This window comes from Candidatus Kryptoniota bacterium, from assembly GCA_036567965.1.
Lineage (GTDB): Bacteria > Bacteroidota > Ignavibacteria > Kryptoniales > JAKASW01 > JAKASW01.
The window spans coordinates 63,387-88,728 of sequence record DATCTN010000019.1; the positions used below are offsets into that span (position 1 = coordinate 63,387).

The 25,342-nt window shown below is 50.5% G+C and carries 19 protein-coding genes and 1 riboswitch; of the genes, 9 read left to right on the forward strand and 10 right to left on the reverse strand.

Translation table 11 applies throughout. From position 1 onward, the window contains the following. The first annotated feature begins 246 nt into the window (after positions 1–246). The 4 genes from VIS48_08025 to VIS48_08040 all read left to right on the forward strand — a co-directional run bounded on the left by VIS48_08025 (position 247) and on the right by VIS48_08040 (position 6,276). Entirely contained in the window at positions 247–1,038 is a 792-nt protein-coding gene (locus VIS48_08025; GenBank protein HEY9166091.1) for a DUF4097 family beta strand repeat-containing protein, read from the forward strand. Positions 1,039–1,225: 187 nt separating this feature from the next. Continuing rightward, positions 1,226–2,095: a UbiA-like polyprenyltransferase gene (locus VIS48_08030; GenBank protein ID HEY9166092.1), complete on the forward strand. Its 870-nt coding sequence runs from the start codon at positions 1,226–1,228 to the stop codon at positions 2,093–2,095. 67 nt (positions 2,096–2,162) lie between these two features. Continuing rightward, positions 2,163–3,743: a methylmalonyl-CoA mutase family protein gene (locus tag VIS48_08035; protein ID HEY9166093.1), complete on the forward strand. Its 1,581-nt coding sequence runs from the start codon at positions 2,163–2,165 to the stop codon at positions 3,741–3,743. Between the two features lie 205 nt (positions 3,744–3,948). Beyond that, entirely contained in the window at positions 3,949–6,276 is a 2,328-nt protein-coding gene (locus VIS48_08040; protein ID HEY9166094.1) for a TonB-dependent receptor, read from the forward strand. A 2-nt stretch (positions 6,277–6,278) separates the two neighbouring features. Here the strand turns inward: VIS48_08040 and VIS48_08045 are convergent, their stop codons facing one another. After that, positions 6,279–7,337, reverse strand: coding sequence for a HoxN/HupN/NixA family nickel/cobalt transporter (locus VIS48_08045; GenBank protein HEY9166095.1), 1,059 nt, complete (start codon positions 7,335–7,337; stop codon positions 6,279–6,281). Between the two features lie 292 nt (positions 7,338–7,629). Between VIS48_08045 and VIS48_08050 the strand changes: the two genes are divergently transcribed. Continuing rightward, the gene (locus tag VIS48_08050; protein HEY9166096.1) at positions 7,630–8,349 is read left to right on the forward strand and encodes a phosphatase PAP2 family protein; all 720 of its coding nucleotides are present in this window, start codon (positions 7,630–7,632) and stop codon (positions 8,347–8,349) included. Between the two features lie 115 nt (positions 8,350–8,464). Here VIS48_08050 and VIS48_08055 read toward each other — a convergent pair whose 3' ends face one another. Continuing rightward, the gene (locus VIS48_08055) at positions 8,465–9,316 is read right to left on the reverse strand and encodes a hypothetical protein (protein HEY9166097.1); all 852 of its coding nucleotides are present in this window, start codon (positions 9,314–9,316) and stop codon (positions 8,465–8,467) included. Positions 9,317–9,592: 276 nt separating this feature from the next. On the opposite strand from VIS48_08055, the gene VIS48_08060 reads away from it, so the two are divergent. Further along, on the forward strand, positions 9,593–10,027 hold the full coding sequence (locus VIS48_08060) for a DUF3795 domain-containing protein (GenBank protein HEY9166098.1): 435 nt from the start codon (positions 9,593–9,595) through the stop codon (positions 10,025–10,027). Positions 10,028–10,075: 48 nt separating this feature from the next. Here the strand turns inward: VIS48_08060 and VIS48_08065 are convergent, their stop codons facing one another. From VIS48_08065 to dapB, 3 genes are all read right to left on the reverse strand, one after another. Then, a complete protein-coding gene (locus tag VIS48_08065; GenBank protein HEY9166099.1) occupies positions 10,076–10,918 on the reverse strand; it encodes a 2,3,4,5-tetrahydropyridine-2,6-dicarboxylate N-succinyltransferase in 843 nt (280 codons plus the stop codon). 123 nt (positions 10,919–11,041) lie between these two features. Continuing rightward, positions 11,042–11,950 carry a 4-hydroxy-tetrahydrodipicolinate synthase gene (dapA, locus tag VIS48_08070; GenBank protein ID HEY9166100.1) on the reverse strand — a complete coding sequence of 303 codons (909 nt, stop codon included), beginning with the start codon at positions 11,948–11,950 and terminating at the stop codon, positions 11,042–11,044. Then, a complete protein-coding gene (gene dapB / locus VIS48_08075) occupies positions 11,940–12,689 on the reverse strand; it encodes a 4-hydroxy-tetrahydrodipicolinate reductase (protein HEY9166101.1) in 750 nt (249 codons plus the stop codon). The genes dapA and dapB overlap by 11 nt, the downstream gene beginning before the upstream one ends. 77 nt (positions 12,690–12,766) lie before the next feature. Next, a riboswitch (Lysine riboswitch) is annotated at positions 12,767–13,001 on the reverse strand. 125 nt (positions 13,002–13,126) lie between these two features. Here dapB and VIS48_08080 point away from each other — a divergent pair. Further along, positions 13,127–15,484 carry a bifunctional YncE family protein/alkaline phosphatase family protein gene (locus VIS48_08080; GenBank protein HEY9166102.1) on the forward strand — a complete coding sequence of 786 codons (2,358 nt, stop codon included), beginning with the start codon at positions 13,127–13,129 and terminating at the stop codon, positions 15,482–15,484. A 25-nt stretch (positions 15,485–15,509) separates the two neighbouring features. Then, positions 15,510–16,397: an FAD-dependent thymidylate synthase gene (thyX, locus tag VIS48_08085; protein ID HEY9166103.1), complete on the forward strand. Its 888-nt coding sequence runs from the start codon at positions 15,510–15,512 to the stop codon at positions 16,395–16,397. A gap of 108 nt (positions 16,398–16,505) precedes the next feature. Here the strand turns inward: thyX and VIS48_08090 are convergent, their stop codons facing one another. The 5 genes from VIS48_08090 to VIS48_08110 form a co-directional block, all read right to left on the reverse strand. Then, on the reverse strand, positions 16,506–19,316 hold the full coding sequence (locus VIS48_08090; protein ID HEY9166104.1) for a T9SS type A sorting domain-containing protein: 2,811 nt from the start codon (positions 19,314–19,316) through the stop codon (positions 16,506–16,508). A gap of 128 nt (positions 19,317–19,444) precedes the next feature. After that, on the reverse strand, positions 19,445–20,899 hold the full coding sequence (locus VIS48_08095) for a polysaccharide biosynthesis C-terminal domain-containing protein (GenBank protein HEY9166105.1): 1,455 nt from the start codon (positions 20,897–20,899) through the stop codon (positions 19,445–19,447). Positions 20,900–21,052: 153 nt separating this feature from the next. After that, positions 21,053–21,238: a Trm112 family protein gene (locus VIS48_08100; GenBank protein ID HEY9166106.1), complete on the reverse strand. Its 186-nt coding sequence runs from the start codon at positions 21,236–21,238 to the stop codon at positions 21,053–21,055. Positions 21,239–21,365: 127 nt separating this feature from the next. Continuing rightward, complete coding sequence (locus tag VIS48_08105) at positions 21,366–21,767, reverse strand: thioesterase family protein (protein HEY9166107.1); 402 nt, start codon at positions 21,765–21,767, stop codon at positions 21,366–21,368. A gap of 15 nt (positions 21,768–21,782) precedes the next feature. Next, complete coding sequence (locus VIS48_08110) at positions 21,783–22,736, reverse strand: acetyl-CoA carboxylase carboxyltransferase subunit alpha (protein ID HEY9166108.1); 954 nt, start codon at positions 22,734–22,736, stop codon at positions 21,783–21,785. A gap of 131 nt (positions 22,737–22,867) precedes the next feature. Here VIS48_08110 and sppA point away from each other — a divergent pair, with 131 nt between their 5' ends. Beyond that, positions 22,868–25,333 carry a signal peptide peptidase SppA gene (sppA, locus tag VIS48_08115; GenBank protein HEY9166109.1) on the forward strand — a complete coding sequence of 822 codons (2,466 nt, stop codon included), beginning with the start codon at positions 22,868–22,870 and terminating at the stop codon, positions 25,331–25,333. The last annotated feature ends 9 nt before the right edge of the window (positions 25,334–25,342 follow it).

Here is a 25,342-nt window from a genome sequence, read left to right on the forward strand (position 1 = left end):
TTTGTTTTCCATGAGAACATGCTACCCACGGCCTCACTGCGAGTTGAATCTTTAATTTGCGTGATCGAAATTTCTTCGTGCCGTGCATGAGCACCAAGCATCCGTTGGATATTGATCTCTGTTGAATTGAGACCGTTACTATCACGTTTCGGGGGAGACGTTATTTCAGCGGCGAAACTTAAGGTGCCGTTCCTCGTAGCTAATGGTATGTTTCTGGGTCGTAAATCAAAAGAGGAGGTCATGGACATGAAGAAGATTTCTACACTGCCGCTTATTGCGCTCTTAATAATTGCAGGGACTGCTTTTGCAGGGAGATATTCCAAGACCGAAACGAGAAATTACAACATCACTTCGGATGGCAAAGTCACTGTCGAGAACGTGAACGGCGACATCTACGTTGAATCGTGGGATAAGAATCAAGTTTCTCTTCAAATCAAGAAGACTGTGAGAGCTGATGACCAGGATGAAGCGGACGAATATTTTACCAATCTCTCGATTGAAATTGAAAGCGGAAAAGATTTCCTTGAGGTTCACACACATTATCCTCACGAATGGAACCGCGGATTCTTCGACTGGCTCTTTCATCTCGGAGAGAAATCGGCGGATGTCGAATATACTCTTAAGGTGCCAGTCGGGGTCACGGTGGATCTGGGATCGACCAACGGTAAAGTTGAAGTCCAGGATGTGTCCGGAGATGTAAAAGCTCACTCCACGAACGGTGGCATCAACCTGGACGGAGTTACTGGCGAAATAGACGCTTCGACAACCAACGGCGGTATCTCGATATCAGTTTCAAAGAGTGGATCCTTCAAAGATCTCGAGGCGAAGACCACAAACGGGGGAATAAAGATTTATTGTCCTCAAGATATCGATGCGGATATTGAGGCACACACAACCAACGGAGGAATTGATACCGAGTTCCCGGTAACTGTCAGCGGGTCGTTCAATTCAAAAAGTCTCGACGGCAAGATCAATAACGGCGGGAAGCGAATGTATCTCCACACCACAAATGGCGGTATCCAGATTTTGAAAAAGTAGGGTGTCTTGCAGGGCGAGGCGCTCAGGCCCAAAATCCCACAGCAACCTGGGAAATCAGACCCCGATAGGTTTTAGATGACACCTATCGGGGTTTTCCTTTTTATATCCGAAAAGAGATAAGTTAGTCTTGAACCATTATGTTTATCTCTTTGTTTTTTGAGAATACCATGAATAATTTTGAACACCTATGAGGACGCTTATCAATCGAATCGCTACTTTCGGAAGGATGATAAAATTCTCGCATACCCTATTTGCGCTTCCATTCGCTCTCACGAGTGTAGCCCTCGCATCATTTGCAGGCAGGATCACTTTCTACAAGATGACGTGGATACTTGTGGCAATGGTCGGTGCTCGCTCTGCGGCAATGGGGTTCAACCGGATTGCCGACCGCGAATACGACAGTAAGAATCCGCGCACGAAAGATCGTGAGATACCTACTAGTAAGATTTCCGTCCTTGAAGCCTCACTCTTCGTTGCCATTGCTGCGCTTCTTCTGGTCTACGCGGCGTACAGGCTGAACAGACTCTGCTTCTATCTTTCGCCTGTTGCTCTCGCGGTTGTATTTTTCTACTCATTCACAAAGCGCTTCACCTGGCTCTCTCACATTTTTCTCGGAATCGGAATGGGGCTTGCCCCCGTCGGCGCATGGCTCGGCATTACCGGCGAGTTTAATCTCGTGGCGGTTCTACTAGGCTTCGCTGTCGTCGCGTGGGGAGCGGGTTTCGACATCATCTACGCGTGCCAGGATCTGGGGTATGACGATGAGGTTGGACTGTTTTCTATGCCGCGGAATCTCGGCGTAAAGAAAGCCCTGAAAGTATCTACTCTCCTGCATATAGTCTCTTTCTTCCTCCTCGTCTCGTTGCGATTCATACTCCCTCTCGGAGTTGTCTACCTGGTCGGTCTCCTGCTCGTAGCCGGTGTTCTCGCATATCAACATGCGATCGTGCGACCAGACGACCTGAGCAAGATTAACTTCGCGTTCTTTAATCTCAATGCGTATCTCAGCGTCGGGCTGTTTCTATTCACGCTCGTAGATGTTGTCACCGGAATGTGAGGACAGTAAACATTTTGCCATTCTCAGGACAAAGCCAGATCGAAGTATCGAATATAGGTTTGCGATTATGAAATCCGAACCGGTAAAAAAGGGGCCCTTCAAGAACGACTCCGGGATAGAGATTAAGCAGGTATACTCTCGCTCAGATTTCGATTACCTCTCGAAGCTCGGCTTCCCCGGCGAATATCCTTACACGCGCGGCGTATATCCGACGATGTACCGGGGAAAGTTCTGGACCATGAGGCAGTATGCGGGATTCGGGAGCGCGGACGAGTCGAATAAGCGATACCGCTACTTGCTCCGTCAGGGGATCACCGGCCTTTCGGTCGCATTCGATCTACCAACGCAAATGGGATACGATTCCGACCACCCGATGAGCGAAGGAGAGGTGGGGCGGGTTGGAGTAGCGATTTCGTCACTCGAAGACATGGAACGGCTCCTAGATGGGATCGATTTGGAAAAGGTCACCACCTCCATGACGATCAATGCCACCGCGGCAATCATTCTCGCGATGTATGTAGCTGTTGCCAAGAAACAAAATGCCGGCCTCAAGAAAATTTCGGGCACGACGCAAAATGACATACTGAAAGAATATATTTCGCGCGGAACTCATATCTTTCCGCCCACACCTTCACTCAGACTTGTAACGGACGTAATCAGCTATTGCAGTGAGAACTTACCGAGATGGAATGCAATCTCGATCAGCGGATACCACATCAGGGAAGCGGGATCGTCTGCGGTCCAGGAGCTCGCCTTCACTTTCTCGAATGCGATGGAGTATGTCAGGTCGGCAATATCGGCCGGCCTCGAATTCGATTCGTTCGGTAACCAGCTCTCTTTCTTTTTCAATTCGCACAACGATTTCTTCGAGGAGATCGCGAAGTTTAGAGCTGCCAGAAGAATCTGGGCGAAAATTACGAGGGAGAAGTTCGGCAGCAGGAATCATGAGGCGATGAAACTCCGGTTCCATGCGCAGACCGGCGGCTCGACTCTCACCGCTCAACAAATTGACAACAACGTTGTGAGAACCACTTACCAGGCGCTTGCGGCAGTTCTTGGAGGCTGCCAATCACTCCACACAAACAGCAGAGACGAGGCGCTCGCCCTGCCCACAGAAGATTCGGTGAGACTGGCGCTCAGAACTCAACAAATAATTGCGCACGAATCGGGAGTAACAAATACGATTGACCCACTTGCCGGATCTTATTATCTGGAAAAACTAACGGATGAAATCGAAAAAGAGGTCTGGAAGTATCTGGACAAGATTGAGTCTATCGGCGGATCTGTAAAAGGTATCGAGATTGGTTTCTTCCAGGACGAAATAGCGAAGAGCGCGTATAAATATCAAAAGGCTATCGAGACAAAAGAGAAAATCATCGTTGGAGTCAATGAATATAGGGTGGAGGAAAGTAACCGTCCCGAAATTTTTCATTTGGATCCGTCAGTAAGAGAAACTCAAAGCAAGCGATTAGCCCATTTGAGGAAGAAGAGAGACAACGTACTGGTCAATACATTGCTCGATCGGTTGAAAACAATCGCAAGTGAGAAGAGTAATGTAATGCCGGGTTTGATTGAATGTGTTGAAGCGTATGCCACACTTGGAGAAATATCCGATGCGCTTAGAGAAGTGTGGGGAACATTCAACTAGAAAACTCCGCGCGATTCCCGAAGGTGAGAAAGCACGCCGGCAGGAAAACGTGAGACTTTGAGTCGTGAGACAAACCGGAGCTTTTCGATTGGAGCATGAGGTAAAGAGAAACGGAAGCATGGCAAACTTTCCGACTGCGAGTTCGAGATTCCGCCATGGGCTGGACTTGGTTGGATAGAATCATGGCACAAAATATATTCATCAAATGAAATCTACTGCAGAGCAATCGATTCTCCATTCATGGATGATGGGCGTATGCTCGCTTCTGATAATTCTCACTTTGATGATGGGAATGAGCCAAGCCGTCTACTCACAGAATCATTTGACTGGAAATATTAGCGGAAGGGTCCTGTCCGACAGAAAGCCGGTGGTCGGCGCGACTGTTCGCATCCTCGAGCTTGACCGCGCGACGTATACTGACGCTGCAGGTGAGTTTTCATTTTCAAGTATCCCCACCGGGGATTACCAAATATTTGTTCGGTGTGTCGGTTATGCTTCGAGAGTGAACCGCATTGCTGTCAAAGACAGCACGGTTGAGCTCGCAGTCGAGCTCCGTCAATCCGCGATAGAAGCGAGCGAAATAGTCGTTTCTGCGTCTCCGTATGCGCAGACGACCGATGAATTGTACCAGTCCTCTGATTCGAAAACGAAGGTCGCACTTCATCAGACTGCGGGCTCAAGCGTGGCAGAAGAGATCTCAGATCTCCCGGGAATTGCGGTCAGATATAACGGCTCTGCGCCGGCGAGGCCGATCATAAGGGGATTATCCGACAACGAAGTGCTCGTGCTGGAAAATGGAATGCGCACAGGTGATGTTTCGACCTACGACCCCGCCCATTCAGTGCCGATCGAACCAATGAGCGTCGAGAGAGTCGACGTCGTTCGCGGACCTGCAAGTATTATTTATGGTCCGAATGCCGTAGGCGGACTTATTAATGTGATTACAAATACCATCCCGAGTGCATCGTCTGAAAGATTTTCGGGGACTGCCTCTCTGGGCGGGAACAGTGTCAGCGACGAATACTCGGGTTACTTTAACGGTGTTTACAGCAACGGCGGACATGCATTCAGTGTTTTAGCAGGTGGAGTCCACTCGCAAGATACACGCATCCCGGCGGCAAATTATTTCGACGGCGTTCAGAGTTTTGATTTGAACAGGATGCCGCAGACTTTTAATCATACTCAAGAAGAGGGTGCGGGTTACTCGTACCAGGGCGAATCAGGAATGGCTGGAATCGGATTCAAACACTACGAGATGAGATACGGTATTCCGGGTACTCCTCCAAATCCCGATTGGATTACAGACCCGCCAACCACATCTCTCATCGCGCAGAATGTTAATTCAATAGAGCTGCGAAGCATATTGGAACCGGAGAGCGGCATTGTGAAACAATTTAGACTCGATGCGGGATACGTCGACTATAATCATTCCGAGTTCCCAACCCAGCAGGATTCGTCCGGTATTTCGAATCCGCAGGCGAATCATTTCAATAATCGGTCTTTCAATGTAATGCTGCAGATGCACCACCGGGAAATCGGCGCTCTCCGTGGAACACTTGGATTGTGGTCGAACCTGGAGAATCTCTCGATCGAAGGGGACCAGCCGCTTGGACCGAACTCGTTTACCACGGACCTCGCCGGTTTCATTTACGAGGAATATGTCGCGAGTGAAAAGACGAGATTTCAGGGAGCTGTTAGATTCGATTATAATCGGATTCACGCCGTACCATATTCCGCGTCAACCGATCCTGTGTTTCAGTCGATCGATATCGTTCGCACTCACGAGGCGGTGACAGCTTCGGTTGGGCTCATCCAGAATCTCGCTCCAGGAATCGTGTCATCGTTGAACCTGGCCAGGTCGTTCCGTCCGCCGACCGTGCAGGAACTCTTTGCCAACGGCGCAGATGCGGCGAGCAACACTTATTCCGTCGGCGACGCAGCTCTGACTCCCGAGGCTGCAACGGGGATCGATGCATCGCTGAAAGGAGATGTGTCGGGCTTTATTGTCGAGGTGTCTCCTTATGTCAATTTCATAAGCAATTACATTTATAGTTACCTTCGCGGCGACACGATACAGAATTTGCCCGTCCGAAAGTTTTCGGCAACTGACGCCCGGCTCGTAGGATTTGAATCCAGAGTCGCCATTCAGCCGCTGCAAAGTTTTGCATTCAGCGCGAGCGCCGACTATGTGAACGCCGAAGACACAAAGAACGGCGTCCCCCTTCCATTCACTCCTCCGCTCCGGGGGTTGCTGTCGGTGACATATCGAGATGACGCCTACTCAGGCATGATTCAATGGCGCCTGGCTGCGGCCCAGAAGAGACTCGGGGAAGGCGACACCTACACAGCAGGTTATGGTGTGGTGAACATCGGATTCGGCATCAGGCTGACAGAAGATAGGCTGGTTCATAACGTGAGCTTCAACTGCGACAACTTGTTTAACCAGGTCTACAGAGATAATCTTTCGGTGATCAAAGATTTTGTGCCGCAGCCGGCCAGAGGGTTCCGGTTAAATTACGATTTGATCTTCTGACATCAATCGTTTCTTACATCGGCATCTTCGTACCGCCGCAGCCGGTAGATCAACGTCGACGCACCCCAGCTCAGTACAAAAATCCCGACTATGAAGTACCCCATCGTATCGAAACTGTTGCTCAGTCGCGCGGCTGAAGTCCAGAACCAGCCGTTCAGTTCAAATCTATCCGCGAGAATGCCGAACACCTCCACGCTTCCAACGAGAACTGCGACAAGTACAGACACAAACGTGATTGTCATATTGTAGTAAAGCTTCCGGAGCGGTTTGACATACGCCCATCCGTATGCGGCGAGCATAAGTACGCCATCGGTTGTATCGACGAGCGACATCCCAGCCGCAAACAAAGCAGGGAACAGGAGAATCGACCAGACCGGAAGACCTTTTGTAGCCTCAGTGGCAGTAATGCCGAGAAGACCGATTTCAGTCGCAGTGTCGAACCCGAGTCCGAAAAGAAATCCGAGCGGATACATGTGCCAGCTCTGCTTGATGAATCTGAAGAGCGGGCCGAATAATCTTCCCATGAGCCCGCGCCTGTCCAGCAAATCGTACACCGACTGTTCGTTGTACGAACCTCCCATTTTCACACGGTTAAATGTCCTATGCACGTCCCTTAGGACGACCATATTTATCAGCGCGATAAGGAAAAGAAATCCAGCGGATACGGCTGTCCCGATCAGGCCGCCGATAGCCCGGAATCCCGGAAAACTCTTTTCGACAGATACTGTCGCGACCGCGATAGCCACCGATGCAATGATCACTACGGTCGAATGTCCGAGTGAGAAGAAGAACCCGACGGTAGTAGGCCTCTTGCCTTCCTGCATCAGCTTACGCGTGACGTTGTCAATCGCCGCGATGTGATCGGCGTCGACAGCATGACGGAGACCAAATGTGTATGCGATCACCGATGTTCCGATCAGTAGAGGAAAACTGTGGAAGGTCGCCAGGGCCGCGATCCAGACCGCGAGGTTTGTAGAAACCAGGAACACATATAACCAGCCGATTCTACGCCTGAGATTATGAGAGCCGTCGTCGAACATCTTTAGAAAATTTCTAAACATTCACTTGCACCCTTTTGCCCTGATAATGCAACTGATTAATATCGGAAGACGTGGAACGTGATTCAAGGATTCACGGATCCTGCCGGCAAGCTAATCCAAATATGTCAGACGATTTACGGTCTCTCCGCTTTTGCCGAGGAATGCACGGTTGAGTCCGACAGCAAAGGACGCGAGTAAAACGCAAAAAGAGTAAAAGCCTGTAAAAGTCGTCTGAGTTGACGATCAGCGGAAACTGGAGGTAATTGCTCGGCAACTCTTTTCAACATAAACTATCAGCTGAACCGGATCATAAATGAAAATGGCAAACAGAATCATAGACCTGGGACGCGATTTGAAAAGATTGTTCATCGACTGGGGCACGTACTACAGCTCACCGGTACGATGGAAATTGAGAGGATGGGTGTATACAGCCCTCTTCGCGTCTGTCGTTGTGATCGCCTTTCGCTTTGACGAGCCGATCAGGTACTTTTTCTTCGCGCTCCACACCCACTTTGCGGACAGACTGGCGGGTTATCTGCACTGGTACGGTACGGGATATGCGACGCTATATGTTTTTCTTGGTTTGTACTTGTGCGGGCTCCTTTTCAATTTTCCGAGAACCAGGCTGAAGGGAATTATGGTCCTTCAGGCCTACCTATACTCCGGCCTGATCACGATTTCACTTAAGTCGCTTGTCGGGAGATTCAGACCTTTCGCCGGCAAAGGGTTCCTGGCGTTTACACCCCTTGTTGCCGGCCCGAATTCCCACCTTTCCTTCCCATCCGGAGATGTGGCCGTCGCATTCTCGTTATCAATAATACTCGCCGGGTTCTCGCGTAACTGGGTGTGGAGGTCTGTCTGGATAATCATCGCGATGCTGACGTCTCTTTCCAGGATGTACTACGATGCTCATTGGTTTTCCGATGTGATTTTTTCCACGGTGAACGCTTCCGCAGCCGCCATCTGGTTGCTCCGCAGCCATGAAGATGAGTTAGTGAATCGGCCGGTCGGATCACACAGCGAGGGGACGTAGTGTGATTCACTCCTCCGGCACTTGAGAACCACTGAATGAAATATTGTCCTTGATCCCGGAACCGAATCGTTCTTCCGGCTTTTCAGCAAACAAACTATCCGGTCTTCGCTTTGAGCTAATGGTAGACCACTGATGCCTGTACGTCTGATTTTTCATCCATCTCGAATTTGTCGGTCTTCACCTTCGCGTCCATTTTCATCCTCGACATATCCGCAATAAAGAAATTTCGGCGAAGGTCATGCTTTAATGTACCGGCGCCTCCTCCACTGAGCTCCATTTTGTATTCATGCTCTTCCTGGTCCATCTTCATTGTATAAGTGTTGTCGAAATAAGCGGTGTCTCCGTCAACCCGCGTCAGCTTATAACTGACAACCATCTCAAGCCTCGCCGGGCTGTAGCCGGGGATCGGTATTACCATCGGCATCTGCTGTTGGAAGCTGTCACCGATCGCCATTGGCTTATCAGGATATCTAATGTTCCCCAGCGCATTTTCTGCCATTGTGCCGATGGCAGTCCTCATCTCCTCAGTAAGCTTGCCCCCTTCGATCCGGATGTTCGTCAGTCTGTTTTCTTTCGTGTAGATGCCCGTGACTTCGAGGCCGCTCATTGAAATGCCTGGTCCCGTGCTGCTTTCTACACCGTTGACCCTTCTGACATTATCGAACTTGTTGATCGTCATCCGGACGAAGAACGAACTATCGCTCCCGGCGTTACCGCTCTTGATCGTCTCTTCGACTTTCTGCACCGAACTTGACTTCGTCGGGTTCTTTAGTCCTGAATTATGCAGGAGCGCAAGAGTCTCGTTGTCCGCGACGAATTTGATCGTGGATTCGCTCCTTATATCCATCGAAATGTTGTACGTGCTGTTGGGCGCTAATTTGCTTCTGAAGAAATATGCTTTTGGATCGCCGAACGAAACGGACAGCACAGTAAGGACGATCGACAACAAATGAATTTTAATTCCCATGCGAAGGCTCCGACATTGTTTCCATAAAATGGCAGACGCGCGTAACTAAAACAATATTTGCCGGTCGTGGTCGGCGAATGCAGTGCATCAGCCAGAGCGAGAGCATCTATTGGATTTCGTCAAGCCCGTTATTAAAATAATCCAGCTCAGTGTCAGGGAAGAGCTGAATGTACCTCAACGCACAGACTTCAGCGGTGCGATTGGGCCCATAACTTGTGACGTGACAATTGCGTGTATCCATTTACACGCGACAAAAATCTTACTGAAAGGAATTTCATGTCAACAGTAGAGAGATTGAAGCTGGTTGCTCCCTGCGGGATAGACTGCGGGATTTGCGAACTGCATGTCTGCAGAGACGATTCGCGTCTTTTCGATAGACTTATCGAGAAGGGTATACCCAGCGATAAAATACCATGCGAAGGCTGCAGATCGGTGAAGGGAAACTCCCCGGTCATCGGAGGCACTTGTGAGACTTATCTCTGTGTTCTTGAAAAAAAGAAAGAGTTCTGTTATCAATGCGACGAGTTTCCATGCGACAAACTCCATCCCGCAGTTGACAGAGCGGATGTCCTCCCCCACAACATGAAGGTATTCAATCTCTGCACGATAAAAAAAATCGGGGTCGATGCATTCACTGAGAAGTCAAGGCACATCAAGAAGAGGTATTACACCGGCAAGATCGAAATTGGCGGAGGGCCGCAACTGAAATAGAAGATCGAACCCGGATTGACCCGCGGGTTCCGGTTTCCTGCCCGCCCGCTACCTGAGTGATTCCTCGAGAGCCGTAGCGGCATCGGTCTTCTCGTCGCGGTACTTGACGATCACCGGAGTATAAATCGAGATGCCGTTCTTCCTGGCAAAGTCACTGTCTACAATTCGCGAGCCCGGCACCACGACGGCGCCCTCGGGTACGATGAGGGGACGCGTCTTCTCTTTTTTGTAGATCCTTCTTTTTACAAGATCGTAAATCGGGGTCGATCCGGTGATGATGCAGCCAGCGCCGATGACGGCGCGTCGTTTTACTAGCGTTCCTTCGTAAATGCCACAGTTGCCCCCGATCATCACTTCGTCTTCGATTATTACCGGCAGCGCGCCAACCGGCTCAAGAACTCCTCCGATCTGAGACGCGGCGCTCAGGTGAACTTTCTTCCCGACCTGTGCACACGATCCGACGAGGGTGTGAGAATCCAGCATCGTTCCTTCGCCGATGTGCGCTCCGACGTTAACGTAAGTTGGAGGCATTATGACCGTTCCTTTGTCGATGTATGCGCCGCGTCTGATGGAAGTGCCGCCGGGCACGAGCCTGATATCGTCTGAGATCGAAACACCCTTCGTGGGAAAAGTACTCTTGTCGTAAAAATGGTTCGGGTATCCATTCTCGATCCTTACCACCTTGCCGACCCGGAAGGCAAGCAATATCCCTTTCTTCACCCACTCATTGACTCTCCAGCCGGTGGGAGAATTCTTGTCGGGTTCAGCCGCTCTGACTTCCCCGATGTCCAGGACTTCCAGGAACCGTTCCACGCACGACGCAGTCTCGGGCGTGATTGTATTTGAATCAAACGATTTTTCTATGTCGATTCTTAAAAGGTCACGACTCATACTTGGTCCAACAGTCTGTGGTACTCAAGATTGCATTTGCGAAAATAATATTCATCGCGTCAAAACCCGTTCTCGGCTTTGCATCTGTCTAAAGGAGGTAAGGTGAAGAATTACACCACACTTTCATTTCGCGACGCGTTCGGGAATCAGCTCGAGGTCCGAAAGGACTTTCTTCAGCTTGGCTCGTGTCGATTCGGACGGCGGGACGAGTGGAAGCCTGTAGATCTCGGCGATCATTCCCATCATTGCCATCCCGGACTTGACAGGGATCGGATTTGGCTCGATGAAGTTCGCATTCATCAGCGGCAAAAGTCTGTAATGCAGTTTTCGGGCGTCATCAAGATTGCCGGCGAGTGCGAGCCTGATCATGTCTCCAAACATCCTCGGGATCTGGTTCGCTATCACTGAAACAATACCGTCACCGCCGAGCGCGATTACAGCGAATGCGATCGAGTCGTCGCCGGAATACACTGCGAAATCGTCCGGCCGTCCTCGGAGTATTTCCATGATTTGAGGAATGTTGCCGCTTGCCTCCTTGACTGCGAAAACATTCGGTATCTCCTCGGCCATTCTCAGTGTGGTCTCAGCGTTTATGTTGCTGCCGGTCCTTCCGGGGACATTATATACGAGGATCGGAATGTCGACCGCCTCCGCGATGGCCGCATAGTGTTGAAATAAGCCTTCCTGGTTCGGTTTGTTGTAATACGGCGCCACAGAAAGTACTCCGTCCGCCCCGATCGATTTGGCGTGGATCGTCAGCGATATTGCTTCACGCGTCGAGTTGCTCCCGGCGCCGACGATTACAGGCACGCGGCCGTTCGTCTGCTCGAGGACCACTTCCATAACGTGGTGATGTTCGGAATGAGAAAGCGTAGCGCTCTCTCCGGTGGTCCCGGCCGGCAGGATAGCTTCCGTACCATTTGCGATCTGGAATTCCACCAGCTCGCGGAGTTTCTCGTCATCGACGGAACCGTCCTTTTGAAATGGCGTCACGAGCGCGACACCGGTTCCCCGAAATAGTCTAGCCTTCATTTCGTCCTCTATTTTGTTCGCTCAATATGTCCTTGAAGAGATGAAATCCTTTCTTGCCCACCGACCATTCCGCCGCTATCACCGCGCCGAGAGCAAACCCCCGACGTCCTCTGGATGTGTGAGTGAGTTCGATCCTGTCGTTTTCGGAATCAAAAAACACAGAATGGGTTCCGAATTCATTTCCGATTCGAATAGAATTTATCTGTAGTTCGTCTTTCGGAATTCGCCCGACGGGAATTCCCGCACGCGTCTTTTTCTTTGAAGGGAAGTTCTCGAGAATCGCATTCCCGATACTGATAGCGGTTCCGCTTGGCGCATCGGCCTTCTGGTTGTGGTGCGATTCCAAAACGGCGCAGTCAAACCCATCATATTGTCCGAAAAGTTTCGCGGCACGCTCGACTGTCGAGATGAAGAGATTCATCCCGAGTGAGAAGTTTGACGAAGCGACCGCCGCGATCCCCGAACTGTTGACGATGTTTTTCGCTTCTTCCATCTCCTTCTGCCAGCCGGTGGTCCCTATAACGATAGGTTTCGACACGGTTGCCGCGAATCTTATGTGGTCGAGCACAGCAGTCGGTACGGAGAAGTCCACGATCGCGTCGCATTTTCGGAACTGGCTCTCCATCTCACTGAGGTTAGCATCGACATCTGCAATTGCCGCGATCGAATGCGAGCGCTGCCGCGCGACGGTCTCCACTTCCTTTCCCATCTTGCCGTAGCCGATGAGACCGATGTTCACTTGATTAGAAACCTCATCTTCATGTTCTGTTCAGGAGGTTAAATCGAGGCGGGCCGATCGAAGAATGAAAAAGCGATCAGTCAAATAGCGCTCCATCCCTTGCTTTGCTACAACTTAACGGGATGACAGTCTGCAGGTTATTCACCTTCACCGGATCATTTTTTTCGTTCCGGTTTCCCCGCTTCGGGGGCAGCCCAACCATCTATGTCGAATTTCATTTGATGGTTTCGGCGGGTGTCCCTTTGGTCGCGTATCGTCGGCGCTCCGTGCCTCCGCGCGATTACTAATGACCACCGCTCCTCTATTTAACCACGATGAAATATAATCGCGTGTTCACACTGAATCAAGTTTTCTGCTCGAATGAAAAATGCAGCTCCTATTGTTAAAAAGTCACGGCTGAATTAAACTTGTATCGCACAGCCTTGGTGAGGGAAGTCATGAAAAAAATCCTGTACTTTTTTCTAGTCGACCTTATAATGTCCGCACTATGTGTCGCTCAAACTCCCGGTGAAGCGAACAATCGCTATCTCCTTCCCAACGGCTGGTGGTTGTCTCCGGCAGGACATTCCATTGCTTTGGGGGATCTCCCTCTTAACGCGGCTGTATCTCCCGACGGCAAATATCTGGCGGTCACGCACGGCGGAGTGTCGAAGCCCGTCCTGATGCTTGTCGATCTCACTAACGAAAAAGTGGTACAGTCTATCCAGCTGAGGGATAGCTGGCTCGGAATCGCATTTCAGGGGAAGAAACTGTTTGTCTCGGGCGGAAATCAAAACTGTGTATATACGTTCGATCTTGATCATGGAGAGCTTCATGATTCGAGTGCGATCAAGTTTGCTGATCCGGTCCCGAAGTCAACTGCCTGGGCGGCGGGTCTTGATGTTTACAAGCACACGCTTGCGGTCGTCTTCAGGGGAGACAGCACCTTACGTTATTACGATCTTGGGAACAAAAAGATCTTGACAGCGAAGCTCGACGGGATGCCATACTATTGCAAATATACACGAGACGGAATATTGCTGGTATCAATCTGGGGATCCAAAAAGGTGGAAGCATTCAGTTCGAAGAAGCTTCTGTACAATTTTAGAACCGGTGACCATCCCACTGAGATCTGCTTGAGCCCGAGCGGGATGTTCGCATACGTTGCGAACTCCAACGACAACAGCGTGACGGTCTTCAACCTGGAGACTCGTAAGGTCACTGCTACAGTTTCTACCGCGCTATATCCGGATTCACCGGAAGGATCAACTACAAATTCAGTATGTGCGACATCGGACGGCCGATTTATGCTCGCTGCGAATGCAGACAACAATTCGGTCGCAATAATAAATGTGTCAAAGCCGAATTCGCCGACGCCTGTGGGATTCATTCCGGTCGGTTGGTATCCCACAAAGGTAATGATCGTTCCGGGGAAGAAGCACGATGAGGAGGGGACGATACTCGTATTGAACGGGAAGGGTGAGAGGTCGTACGCGAACCCGCAACACCAATACATTGGGACGCTTTTGAAGGGCACTCTATCGTTCATCGATTTCCCAATCGGAAGAGAGAGCTCGAAATACACGCAGCAGGTATATGCGAACACTCCGTACAGGCCGAGCGTATCAAAGGAGGCAGGCTTCGAACCGGGGAATCCGGTGCCGAACAAAGTCGGCGTCGCCTCGCCGATCAAGTACATTTTCTACTTCATCAAGGAGAATCGCACATACGACCAGGTGTTCGGAGATATAAAGCAGGGCAACGGGGACACGAGTCTTGTAATGTTCGGAGAGACCGTAACACCGAACCTGCATAAGCTTGTGACGAGCTTCGTCCTGCTGGACAATCTTTACGCGGACGCGGAAGTAAGTGCAGACGGCCACAACTGGTCGACCGCCGCATATGCGACTGACTATGTAGAAAAGAGCTGGCCTTCGAACTACGGAGGCCGTGGTGCACCCTATGATTTTGAGGGAGAGGAAAAAACGGCTGCACCGACTTCAGGTTACATCTGGGACGACTGTGCGAAGCACGGCGTAACGCTCAGAGATTACGGTGAGTTTGTCGATTCAGATCCTGACAACCCTGGGTTGGACCGTCCGAATCAAAAAGTACTTGCCGAGAATTTCGACCCGGCGTACAAAGGATGGGACCTCGAGTACTCCGACCTGGACAGGTACAAAGCCTGGGAAAAGGATTTTGACTCGCTCGTAAACATCGGGAAGCTGCCGCAGTTCAACATAATCCGGCTCCCAAACGATCACACTTCGGGGACGCGAAAGGGCACGCTGACTCCACAGGCAATGGTGGCGCAGAACGATTATGCTCTCGGGATGTTCGTCGACAAGATTTCACACAGCAGCGCCTGGAGTCAGTCGGCGATCTTTGTAATTGAAGACGACGCCCAGAATGGAGCGGACCACGTCGACGCGCACAGAACGGAGGCGCTTGTCTTGGGGCCGTTCGTAAAACGCAATTTTGTCGATCACACTCTCTATTCGACCTCATCCATTCTCAGGACGATGGAACTTATTCTCGGTCTTCCGCCAATGAGCCAGTACGATGTCGCTGCCAATCCGATGTTCGATTCGTTCACGCCGTCGCCGGATACGTCCAGCTACACCGTGGTACAGCCGCTGATTGATCTGAACGCGAAAAATAAAGCCGGCGAGTACGGGCAAAACCTGATGAAGAAAATGAATTTCAAAGTTGCCGATGCGGTTCCGGATAGATTGTTCAATGAAATCCTCTGGAAGGCGATCAAAGGGACCGAGATGCCGGCGCCGAGGTATTCAATAATCTCGGGGGGAAATTGAAAAATATCATGACGGAGATTCTCGGATGGGCGAGTTAGAATCACTCAAAGACTTGAACATTAAGGTGCTCGACGACGGATTCATCAGGGTCGTCGACCTCATGGGTTCGGACGATGCGATCGTTCAGGCAGCGAGAGTGTCATACGGGAAGGGGACGAAGAAGATATCGGAGGACAGAGGTCTGATCAGATACCTGATGAGGCACAGGCACACAACACCATTTGAGATGTGTGAGATAAAATTCCACCTCAGAGTCCCGATGGATTGCTGGCGGCAATGGATAAGGCACAGGAGCGCCAATGTAAACGAGTACTCCACGCGTTACTCTATCGCCATAGACGCGACGCAAAAAACAAAACCTTCCGAGTGGAGACTCCAGGCGGCGTCCAACAGGCAAGGGAGTCAGGGCTTCTTAAATGAGGAAGCGGGCGAAAATTTATCTGCCAAAGAAGAAGAGCTTCAGAGTCTTGCGAGACAGATCTACAATGAGAGGCTCGATGCCGGCATAGCTCGCGAACAGGCGCGAAAAGATCTACCGCTTTCAACTTACACAGAAGCTTACTGGAAGATCGACCTTCACAACCTCTTGCACTTTCTCGAGCTGCGAATGGATGAGTACGCCCAATTCGAGATCAGGCAGTATGCCAGGGCGATAGGTTACGACGTCGTAAGCAAGTGGTGCCCTTTCACATGGGAGGCTTTCCTGGACTACCGCGTGAACTCGCTCAACCTTTCGCGGATTGAAATGGAAATCATCCAACTTCTCTCGTGCAATCAGGGTGATAGCGCGAAAGAACTGCTCGGGAAGTACGGGCTTCTCAATTATGCCGAAGATGGAACTTTGAAGAAGAACCGGGAGAGAGACGAGCTGGAGCAGAAACTCGAGAAGCTTAACATCACAAAATCGTGGTAGGCACGGTACCCGCGATCGGGATCCGGAAGGTATCTTGACTAACCGTGCAATCCTCTCTTAGTTGCAGCCCAGGTAATCAGATGAATATTCAACGCGAATCTCGTCGGGTTATTTCAATATCATCATTTTCTTTGTAGAGACGTATCCCCCTGCCAAGAGTCTATAAAAGTATACGCCGCTCGAGAGCGCATACTTAGACGGATCAAATACCACCTGGTGTGGCCCTGCGTTCATTGTGGAATTCTCCAGAGTCGCAACGCGTCTTCCGAGCACGTCGAATACGTCTAGTCTAACCGGTGTATTTACCGGGAGTGTGTATAGAATCGAAGTTGTTGGGTTAAAAGGATTCGGAAAATTCTGAAAGAGAGTGTAAGTCGACGGAATCAGAAGAGTTGTGGTGATCTCTCTTGGGACTATAGCGAACATAGAAATTTTGGTAGTGATGGAAACAAGATTTCCGGATTCAATTGAAAACGGTAAGGAGTACCATGAGGAATTCAAGCTAATTGCCGGAACAAATTGGGTAGTATCGAATGATACCGAATCAAGTACGATACTCGCGGGTGAGTCGAGCGACTGTCCTTCCGGTCCGATCGTGTAAACGTCAAACGCCCTTGAATCCACAGGAACGACACTTCCTTCCGCGATTGTGGCCAGGAATGCGCTCGATACGGCTGGGAAAGTCATGTGGAATCGAGCGTCCGGAGATTCCATGGGTGTCTCCAGATCACCGACGCTTGTCGAGTTGAACACGAAGGCCGTATCGGCATAGTTTCCCCCGAACAACTTCGCGGCTTTCACCATCACGCTTCCCGGACCGGCGCTGAGAGGCGCACCGGCAGTCGAGAAGAATTTCACGGGACTGCTCTGAAGAAGACTTACAGAATTGGACGAGCCCGACTGGGTGACCGTTGCGCAAATGCTTTGCTGTCTCAGGGCCGAATCCGCGATTACCTCTACCTGGATCAGGCCGGGCTCGAGGTAACTATGGATAATCCCCGCTGAAAGCTTTGGAGGCGCGGAGTTGTTGGTTGGGTAGCTGAACACCGCGCGCATCATCAGGTTCCATCCGACAAGCGAAATGTTTTGCTTCGTTGATGTCGATAGAGTCATGTTCGATAACTTTGACCATCCACCTAATACGGCCTGAGAGTATCCGAAGGAATAATTTGTCGGCTGCTGATGATTCAATGCAACCGAGGTGCTGAGCGTGTCATTATCAATGAACCCAATGTAGATCGGACCTTTCAAATTGGAGAGTTGGTTCGCATAAGGTGTCAGGTCGACCTGGATGAATGATGCGTCGAACTGAGACCTGTTCACGCTCACCAGGAAAGGTGTAATTATGTCCTGCCCAGGAATCCCCTGGTCATCTCCCCACACATGGAATGTGAATTCCTTTGGCGCATTGGAGGGAAGGCCTGATCCTGAAAACTCTTGCGCAAACGCGGCATAGATCTCCGCCTTGACCAGCTGGTTACTCGGCCTAAGGGGTGTAAACTGGACCGCCCAACCTGAGCCAGCGGAAGCTCCGTGGAATCCGATGAAGTTTACGCCGTCTAGCGCGTCGGGTGTCCCGTCGTCGTACATCGCCTCGTTGCGGAGGGCTTCGAGTAACCCGCTGCTGTTCATTGAAATCGTGCCGCTTCCGATCAAATTGGGATTGACCATTACTAGTGTGACGTCGTTATACCTTGATCCGAAATCCGGAAAGTTAGATGCCGACGGTATCTGCACTGGTTGGACTGATTTCGTAACGCCGGTCTCGATCGCCGTAACTTCCGCTCCGCCCGATACAAAATTTAGGGTGAGAGAACTTCCATTCGAGTAGTCTACGTACCTTACTGCAGTACCATTGGTGCTGTATTGCGTCATGCAAACGTTAGGGTCCGTGATGGAAAGCGGAACGGGTCTAAGCGAAATCGGATACTCGTAACCGTATTCACGACCTAGGGTGGTGTCATTCACTTCGTTTGCAATTGCCCAATTTTTGAACACCTGTTCGAACGTCAACGAACTTCCAACCTCGGACAGAGTCGAGCTTATTCCCGCGATCCCCTCGGCGGGGTTCTGCACGAAGTCCCTGGCGAAGTCATCTCCAAATTGTTCGAAAAGATATCTCATGAATAGCGCGGCCCGTGAATAATCCGCGAGCACATTCTGATCGGTCGTTGCGTGCCAGGTAAAGAGCGGTACGTTTGTGTCGTTGAAATAGAGGGAGGGACTTCTCAGCGGGTTCCCACAGATGACTTCGGCGTTCGTGGAGCAGCCTTCGTTCAGGAAAGTGACTTCCCCTGGATCGTAATGCCAGTGAATGAGATGCTGCAGCTCATGGGCTACTGTCGGAAGGGGCGCGGCGGGATTTTTTATCCCGTTGTAATATATGCCTGGATATGAATCTACGTAAAGCATGTCGCGCCGATTACTTCCTGCCTGGTACAAGCCGCTTTGCGGGTCTGGTTGATCGTTATTAAGAAAGAATCCCGCAATGAACGGAGAGTTCACCGAGGACGTCCAACCGTCTTTGAGATCAGTAATCAAAATTGAGATGTAGCCGTTGCTGTTCCCCGAATTCGGTGGCATTCCGAAATACTCTTCATCAAGTTTTACAATTCCTTCGTCAGGATTTCTAGATCCGGATGGCGTCCGACTCTCAAGTGCGATGAAGATGGAGTCCACAACTGCGGCGTCCACATGTCCGTTAGCAAGCTCTGCGTCGTCAACCCAGATTTCAGTCACTGCCCCTCTAACCATGAGCGTCGCCGAGACCGTGTAGTAAACTTCTGTCACGAAATTGAGCGCGAAGAACTGCTGTACCATGCCTACGCTATCCTGGGCGCCTGTAGAGACCCTTTCCCGTGCTGCAGCCTCCATGAGGCGGTACGTGTCCGGAGCGATCAACTTGGTCTTTTCGATCACGTTGTGGATGAATCCGGGTTCGGAAAAGAGAGGCGAACCGCAGACGCCTCCGAAAACCGGGCCTTGCCCCCTGATACTTTGCGCCCCCGCGGTGATTGTCGCCGCAAGAAGTGCAATGGATGTATACCTTAACCTTTCCGTCTAACGATCCTTAATTCGCCCTTGTTTGGAAATCTAAGAATAAGGAGCAACACAATGAAAGTCACCAAACCAGAAATCTTCAGGACTTGTTCATTCAATGAAAAGAATAGAGTGTTGCGGTAAGCGAACAGCAAGACGACGACCCCGAGCGATAAACCGATCTTTGTCAATCTTGCCGTTTCGTACTGGACCGGATAGAACTTCTGAGAGACAATGTAGATCGCAATTGCCATTCCGCCGTACGCCAAGAAAGTCGCCCACGCAGCACCGAACATCCCGAACTTCGGGATCAGGAGGAGATTTGCGATGACATTGATTGCAGCTCCGATGCCGGTGATGTATGGGAGATGTGCGGTTTTCTTCTCGATGTATATTCCTGCCATCAGATTCACGTAAATTCCATTGAAGAGATACCCAATGAGTACGATAGGGACTATCCCCAGGCCCGACCAGTACGCCGGGTTTATAATGAATCTGCCGAACACTCTAAACTTGACAAGATCATCTATATACAGAGTGACCAATAGGACCACTATCGAGCTGAATAATGTAAAATAGGTCAAGATGCGTGAGAAGAGATCCTTGGCGTTGGGGTCGTTCGCGTGTGTCAGGAAGAACGGGCGCCAGGCATAATCGTACATGGACACGATTAGCATCATTAATATACCGAGTCTGTAATTTGCCTGGTAGATTCCCACCGTGCTTTCATTTGTCAGCGCGAGGAGTATCGGCCTGTCGATTACCTGGACCATCATAGCGGCAAGTCCCGCAGGTATGTACGGCAGTCCAAACTTGAGAAGCGCGCGGAATAGCTCGAGGTTATACTTTGGCGCGAACATCCGCAAGATCGTGGGTGAAAGGAGGATCAGCGTTACCCCAGACGCGATGACCCCGCTAATAAAAATTCCCTCGATGCCGGCATGAAATTTCACGAGGAGGACCACGTTTGACGCGACGTTAACAACAATGTTGATGACTTTGACTGAGGCGAACAATTTTACCTTGCGCTGAAGTCGCAGAGCTGCGAATGGAACTACCGACATTGAATCAAGTATCAGTATTATCGCCGAATAACGGATCGTGTCAGCGAATTGAACCGGTACCTGGATAAGCGGCGCAAGGTGTATGCTCGCGGCAAATAATATTGAGGAGAAGATGACAGAAGTTATAAAAACAGAAATGAAGGGTGTCGTGAAAATCTCTCTGTCGTTGCCGATCTCTCTTGTCGAAGCATACTTGAAATACGCTGATTCCATTCCGTAGATATAGATGATGTTCATGAACGCAATGTAGGAGTAAACGGTTGCGACTATTCCATATTGAGATGTGGAAAGTACATTTGTGTAGAAAGGAACGAGGAGAAAATTGAGGAACCTGCCGATGATTGTGCTGACGCCGTAGACGGCGGTGTCGGCACCAAGAGATTTTATTTTGTCAAGCAACCGTCTGACGAAAACTTGTTACGCAATGACTCAAAACCTTTTCGGTGAGTTCTGCCGAGGAGAGAAAAGTTAGCCCGACTGTTGCCGTAGAAGAGGATTGAAAGTATCCGGAAATAAGTGATCTTGACGTCGGATCTTCTCTCGAAACCGAGGTCACTCCTTTTTCGCGTCCTTTCCACCGTCATCATCGATGAGCATTATGGGGATATCGTTCTCTACCCGGTAAACGTGCCCACATTTCTTGCACGTCAGTGTATTTTTCTCCGTGCTGTAATCCAGGTCGCCCCGGCAATCCGGTTTCGGGCAGCAGAGTATTTCGAGCAATTCCTTCTTAAGCATATGGTTCTCCTTATCGAAAATCAGAAATCAATATAGACACAAAAGTTTCGTCGCCTCGATACGAACCGGACAATTGCGCGTGACGAGCAGGGACACCCGATATGCGACTTCCCGATTTATGATTCACCTAGAGTTTTCCTGAAAGCAAATCGAGAAAAAGAGCCGGCGCCCTGAGGGGCTTGCCTGTCTTTGCGTCTATGAAACTGTGAACGGTGAATCCCTCAGTCATCTTCTCCGCTCCACGATAGATCTCGTAATCGATTCTGAGCCGGGCCTGAGGCCGGTCTTTCAATGATGCTACTACGTCTAATACGTCGTCGTATTGTACCTGCTTCAGGTACTTGGCATAGGCTTCCGTTAACGGGAGGAAGAAGCCTGATTGTTCGAACTGGCGATAAGTCATACCCAGGGAGCGCATCAACTCGGCGCGGCCGACCTCGAAGTATTCAAAATACCGGCCGTTGTAGACGCCGTGCATCTGGTCGGTTTCCGCGTAACGAACTCTTATACTTGTTTTGATCGAATACATTAGCCGGGACCGGCCTCAACTCCCTGAGAATGAGCCCATCGATCCGAATTTCATGATCCTGTTCTCGACGAGTTTTTCTGGCTTGATCTTCCTGAGTGCGTCGAGTTCTTCTACCAGAATCGTCTTCACGGACTCGGCAGCAGCTTTCGGATCCTTGTGCGCGCCGCCTATGGGTTCGGGTATGATCCTGTCGATAATCTTCTGTGCGAGAAGATCAGGCGCGGTGAGCCTCAGTGCGTCCGCTGCTTGTTCCTTGAAATCCCAGCTTCGCCAGAGTATCGATGAGCAGGATTCGGGGGCAATGACCGAATACCAGGCATTCTCCATCATCAGTATCCTGTCTCCGACTCCGAGTCCCAGCGCACCTCCCGAAGCTCCTTCACCGATTACGACAACGACGATTGGGACTCTCAGCTGTGCCATCTCAAACAAATTCCGGGCGATCGCCTCTGCCTGTCCGCGCTCCTCCGCTTCGATTCCCGGGTAAGCTCCCTGCGTGTCCAGAAGTGTGATTATGGGCTTCCCGAATTTCTCGGCAAGCTTCATCATGCGGAGCGCCTTCCTGTAGCCCTCCGGGTTCGGCATTCCAAAATTACGGTAAATATTCGACTTCGTGTCGCGGCCTTTCTGCTGGCCGACTACGAGCACTGTCTTCCCGTTAAGTTTGGCAAAACCCCCGACTATCGCGTGATCGTCACCGAAATACCTGTCACCATGGAGCTCTATGAAATCTGTAGTGATAAGACTTATGTAATCCAAAGTGTAAGGCCTCTCTGGATGGCGCGCAAGCTGAACTCTCTGCCAGCGCGTTAAATTAGAGTATATGTTGCTCCGCAGCTCGCTAACTCGCGATTCAAGTTTCTTAATTTCGTCTTCAATATCAAGTTGATCGGACAGCTTCCGCATCTCCTCGATCTTTTGCTCGAGTTCGAGGATCGGCTTTTCAAATTCGAGTATTTGTTTGCCCATAAGTGTCAAAAAAAGTAACGAGACGGGGAGTACAAAGTCAAGTGTGACTGGGATTCACTTCTGATATATTTTTTGTTAAAGCTTGAAATAGATTTATTATGCCATATATTGTAATTGAGTCGGGAGTTAAAATGAACAAGCTGTTCGCGTGTGCGATTGCCGTATCCTGTGTCCTGTCGTTGTCCGGGTATGCGTGCGGACAGGATATTCTCGTGAATCCACAGAATCAGAAGTACCTCTTTACCGCAGGAACAGATGAGACTCAGGCATTTCTCTATAATCCCGCGTATCTCGGATTGTACAGCCGCGGGAGTGTGCTCGACGCTTACTATTTCTATCCAAGCACCGGCCAGCTGAATCCGTCGAAGCAGACATTTTACGACTTTGGAGCGTTTCTTCAAGGCGGGAAGTTCGGCGTGTCTTTCAGAAATGCTGCAACTTCGTCCGAGGACTTGAACCAGTATTCCATCGGTCTTGGACTTGGCGACTCCAGGTTTGCGGCGGGCGTGTCGCTGTCGATGACGAACATTACCGGTCTAGGGTCGAGATGGTTTCCCGGTGTAGGTATCATCTGGCGCCCCAATCCGTTCGTGAGCTTTGGGGCGGCGTACCATAATTTCTCAGAGAGAGCTTTCGGGTTACATCCAATCGAAGAAGCGACGAACTTCGGCGTCAGCGTCCGTCCTCTTGGAACACCCTTCCTGACTCTCAACGCGGATTTGTCTTCGCCAATCCATGGAGACGGTTACAAACTCGGCATCAATGTCGAACCGCTCCCCGGTCTGGGATTCTTTGCGATCTACGACAGATCGGGTTACGGCATCGAAGTAAGTCGCGTTGTGCCGAATTCGAATCCCGGATACATCGGACCCTCTACTCTGTGGGGAAACAGTCTATCCATAGGTGTAAGCATGAACCTGGGTTCGCACGTTCACGCGGAGGGAGCTTCAAGCTATCAATCGCGGGCGTACGCGGCGACTTATGGCAGAGTCGTGTTTACCTCCCAGGATATGTCCACAATTCTCCTCGGTCATCGCGTGGCAGAAATAACGATAAGAGGAAATCTCCAGGACGCAAAGGAGCAATCGTTTTTCTTCCTCAAAGCGAATAAGCCCCTGCTCGAGTATATAGAGGAAATCAAAAAGTGCGGCGACGATCTTTCCATAGCGGCTTTAATACTTAAGATCTATCCCTTTTCGACCAGCGATAAGTTCTTCTCGCTTTCGGGCGAAACGCAGGAACTTGCGGATGCGGTGAGATACGTCAGGGACAAAGGGAAAAAAGTTTATGCATACCTGATGGACGACAGCGGAGTGGATGAACTATATCTTGCCAGCGCCGCCGATGAGATTTACATGGCACCTGTCGCATTCATATCGGGGTACGGCGTGAATATGGATCTCATAAGGATGAAAGGGCTGTTCGACAAGCTGCACATATCATGGAACGCGCAGACGGCAGGGAAATTTAAATCGACATTTCATACGATTTATACTGATTCCGCAACTCCCGAACAGGCTAAACTGATACAGGGACTTGCCGACGACATCTATACCCAGATGCTGAAACAGATCGAGGTGAGTCGCGGGATAACTTTGCCGGACAGTGTGAAGTCGGCAGTGTCGGGAATTCTCTCGTCCGAAGATGCGGCCGCAGTCCACGTGATCGATGGCGCGGAATATTACGATGAATTCAAGAAAGATGTGGACAAAGATCTTTACGGATTGGCTTCCGCGTCAGGTGCGATCGATCCCGCGAACCTACATAGGTACGAGTCTGCATGGGGGAAGGAGCCGGAAATTGCGGTGATAGGTGTGTATGGATCAATAGTGACCGGGCCAAGCTCGGCTCCCGGACCATTTCCGATCCCGTTTTTGGGGAGCGGGAGGACGAGTGGATCGGAAACCGTGGCGGCTCAAATCAACGCGGCAGCATCCAACAGCGACATCAAGGCAATCGTATTGCGGGTAAACAGCGGCGGCGGATCAGCTCTCGCATCGGATCAGATCTACAGAGCATTGACCGAAGCCGCGTCGAAGAAACCGGTTGTGGCATCCTTCGGCAACGTAGCGGCTAGTGGCGGTTATTATGTTGCGGCAGGTGCAAAGAGAATTTTCGCCGAACCTGCTTCAGTGACCGGAAGCATCGGGGTCGTCATCTTCTTCCCGGTCCTTACGGATTTTCTTGAGAAAGACCTTGGGACCAACGTCGAACAATACCGCGCGGGCGAGAACTCCGATCTTCTGTCGCCGTTCCATCGATGGAACGACCAGGATCTGAAGTACATCGACGCGTTCCTCAATCAGACCTACATGGATTTCAAGGAAAAAGTTGCCGCCGGAAGAAAGTTGGCACTTGAGAGAGTCGAAGAGCTGGCACAGGGTAAGGTTTACACCGGAGATCAGGCCAAAAGCCTGAACCTGGTAGATGAATTCGGCGGACTCGACAAAGCGATCCAGTATGCCGCTCGATCAGCCGGAGTATCCGGTGAATATCAGATTAAAATGTTCACAGTTCCCGGGATTGGGTTCGGAGACTACCTGGGGTTGGGGATAGACATACTGCAAATCATATCTGATTGGAAACTATACGACTAATTTCTAATT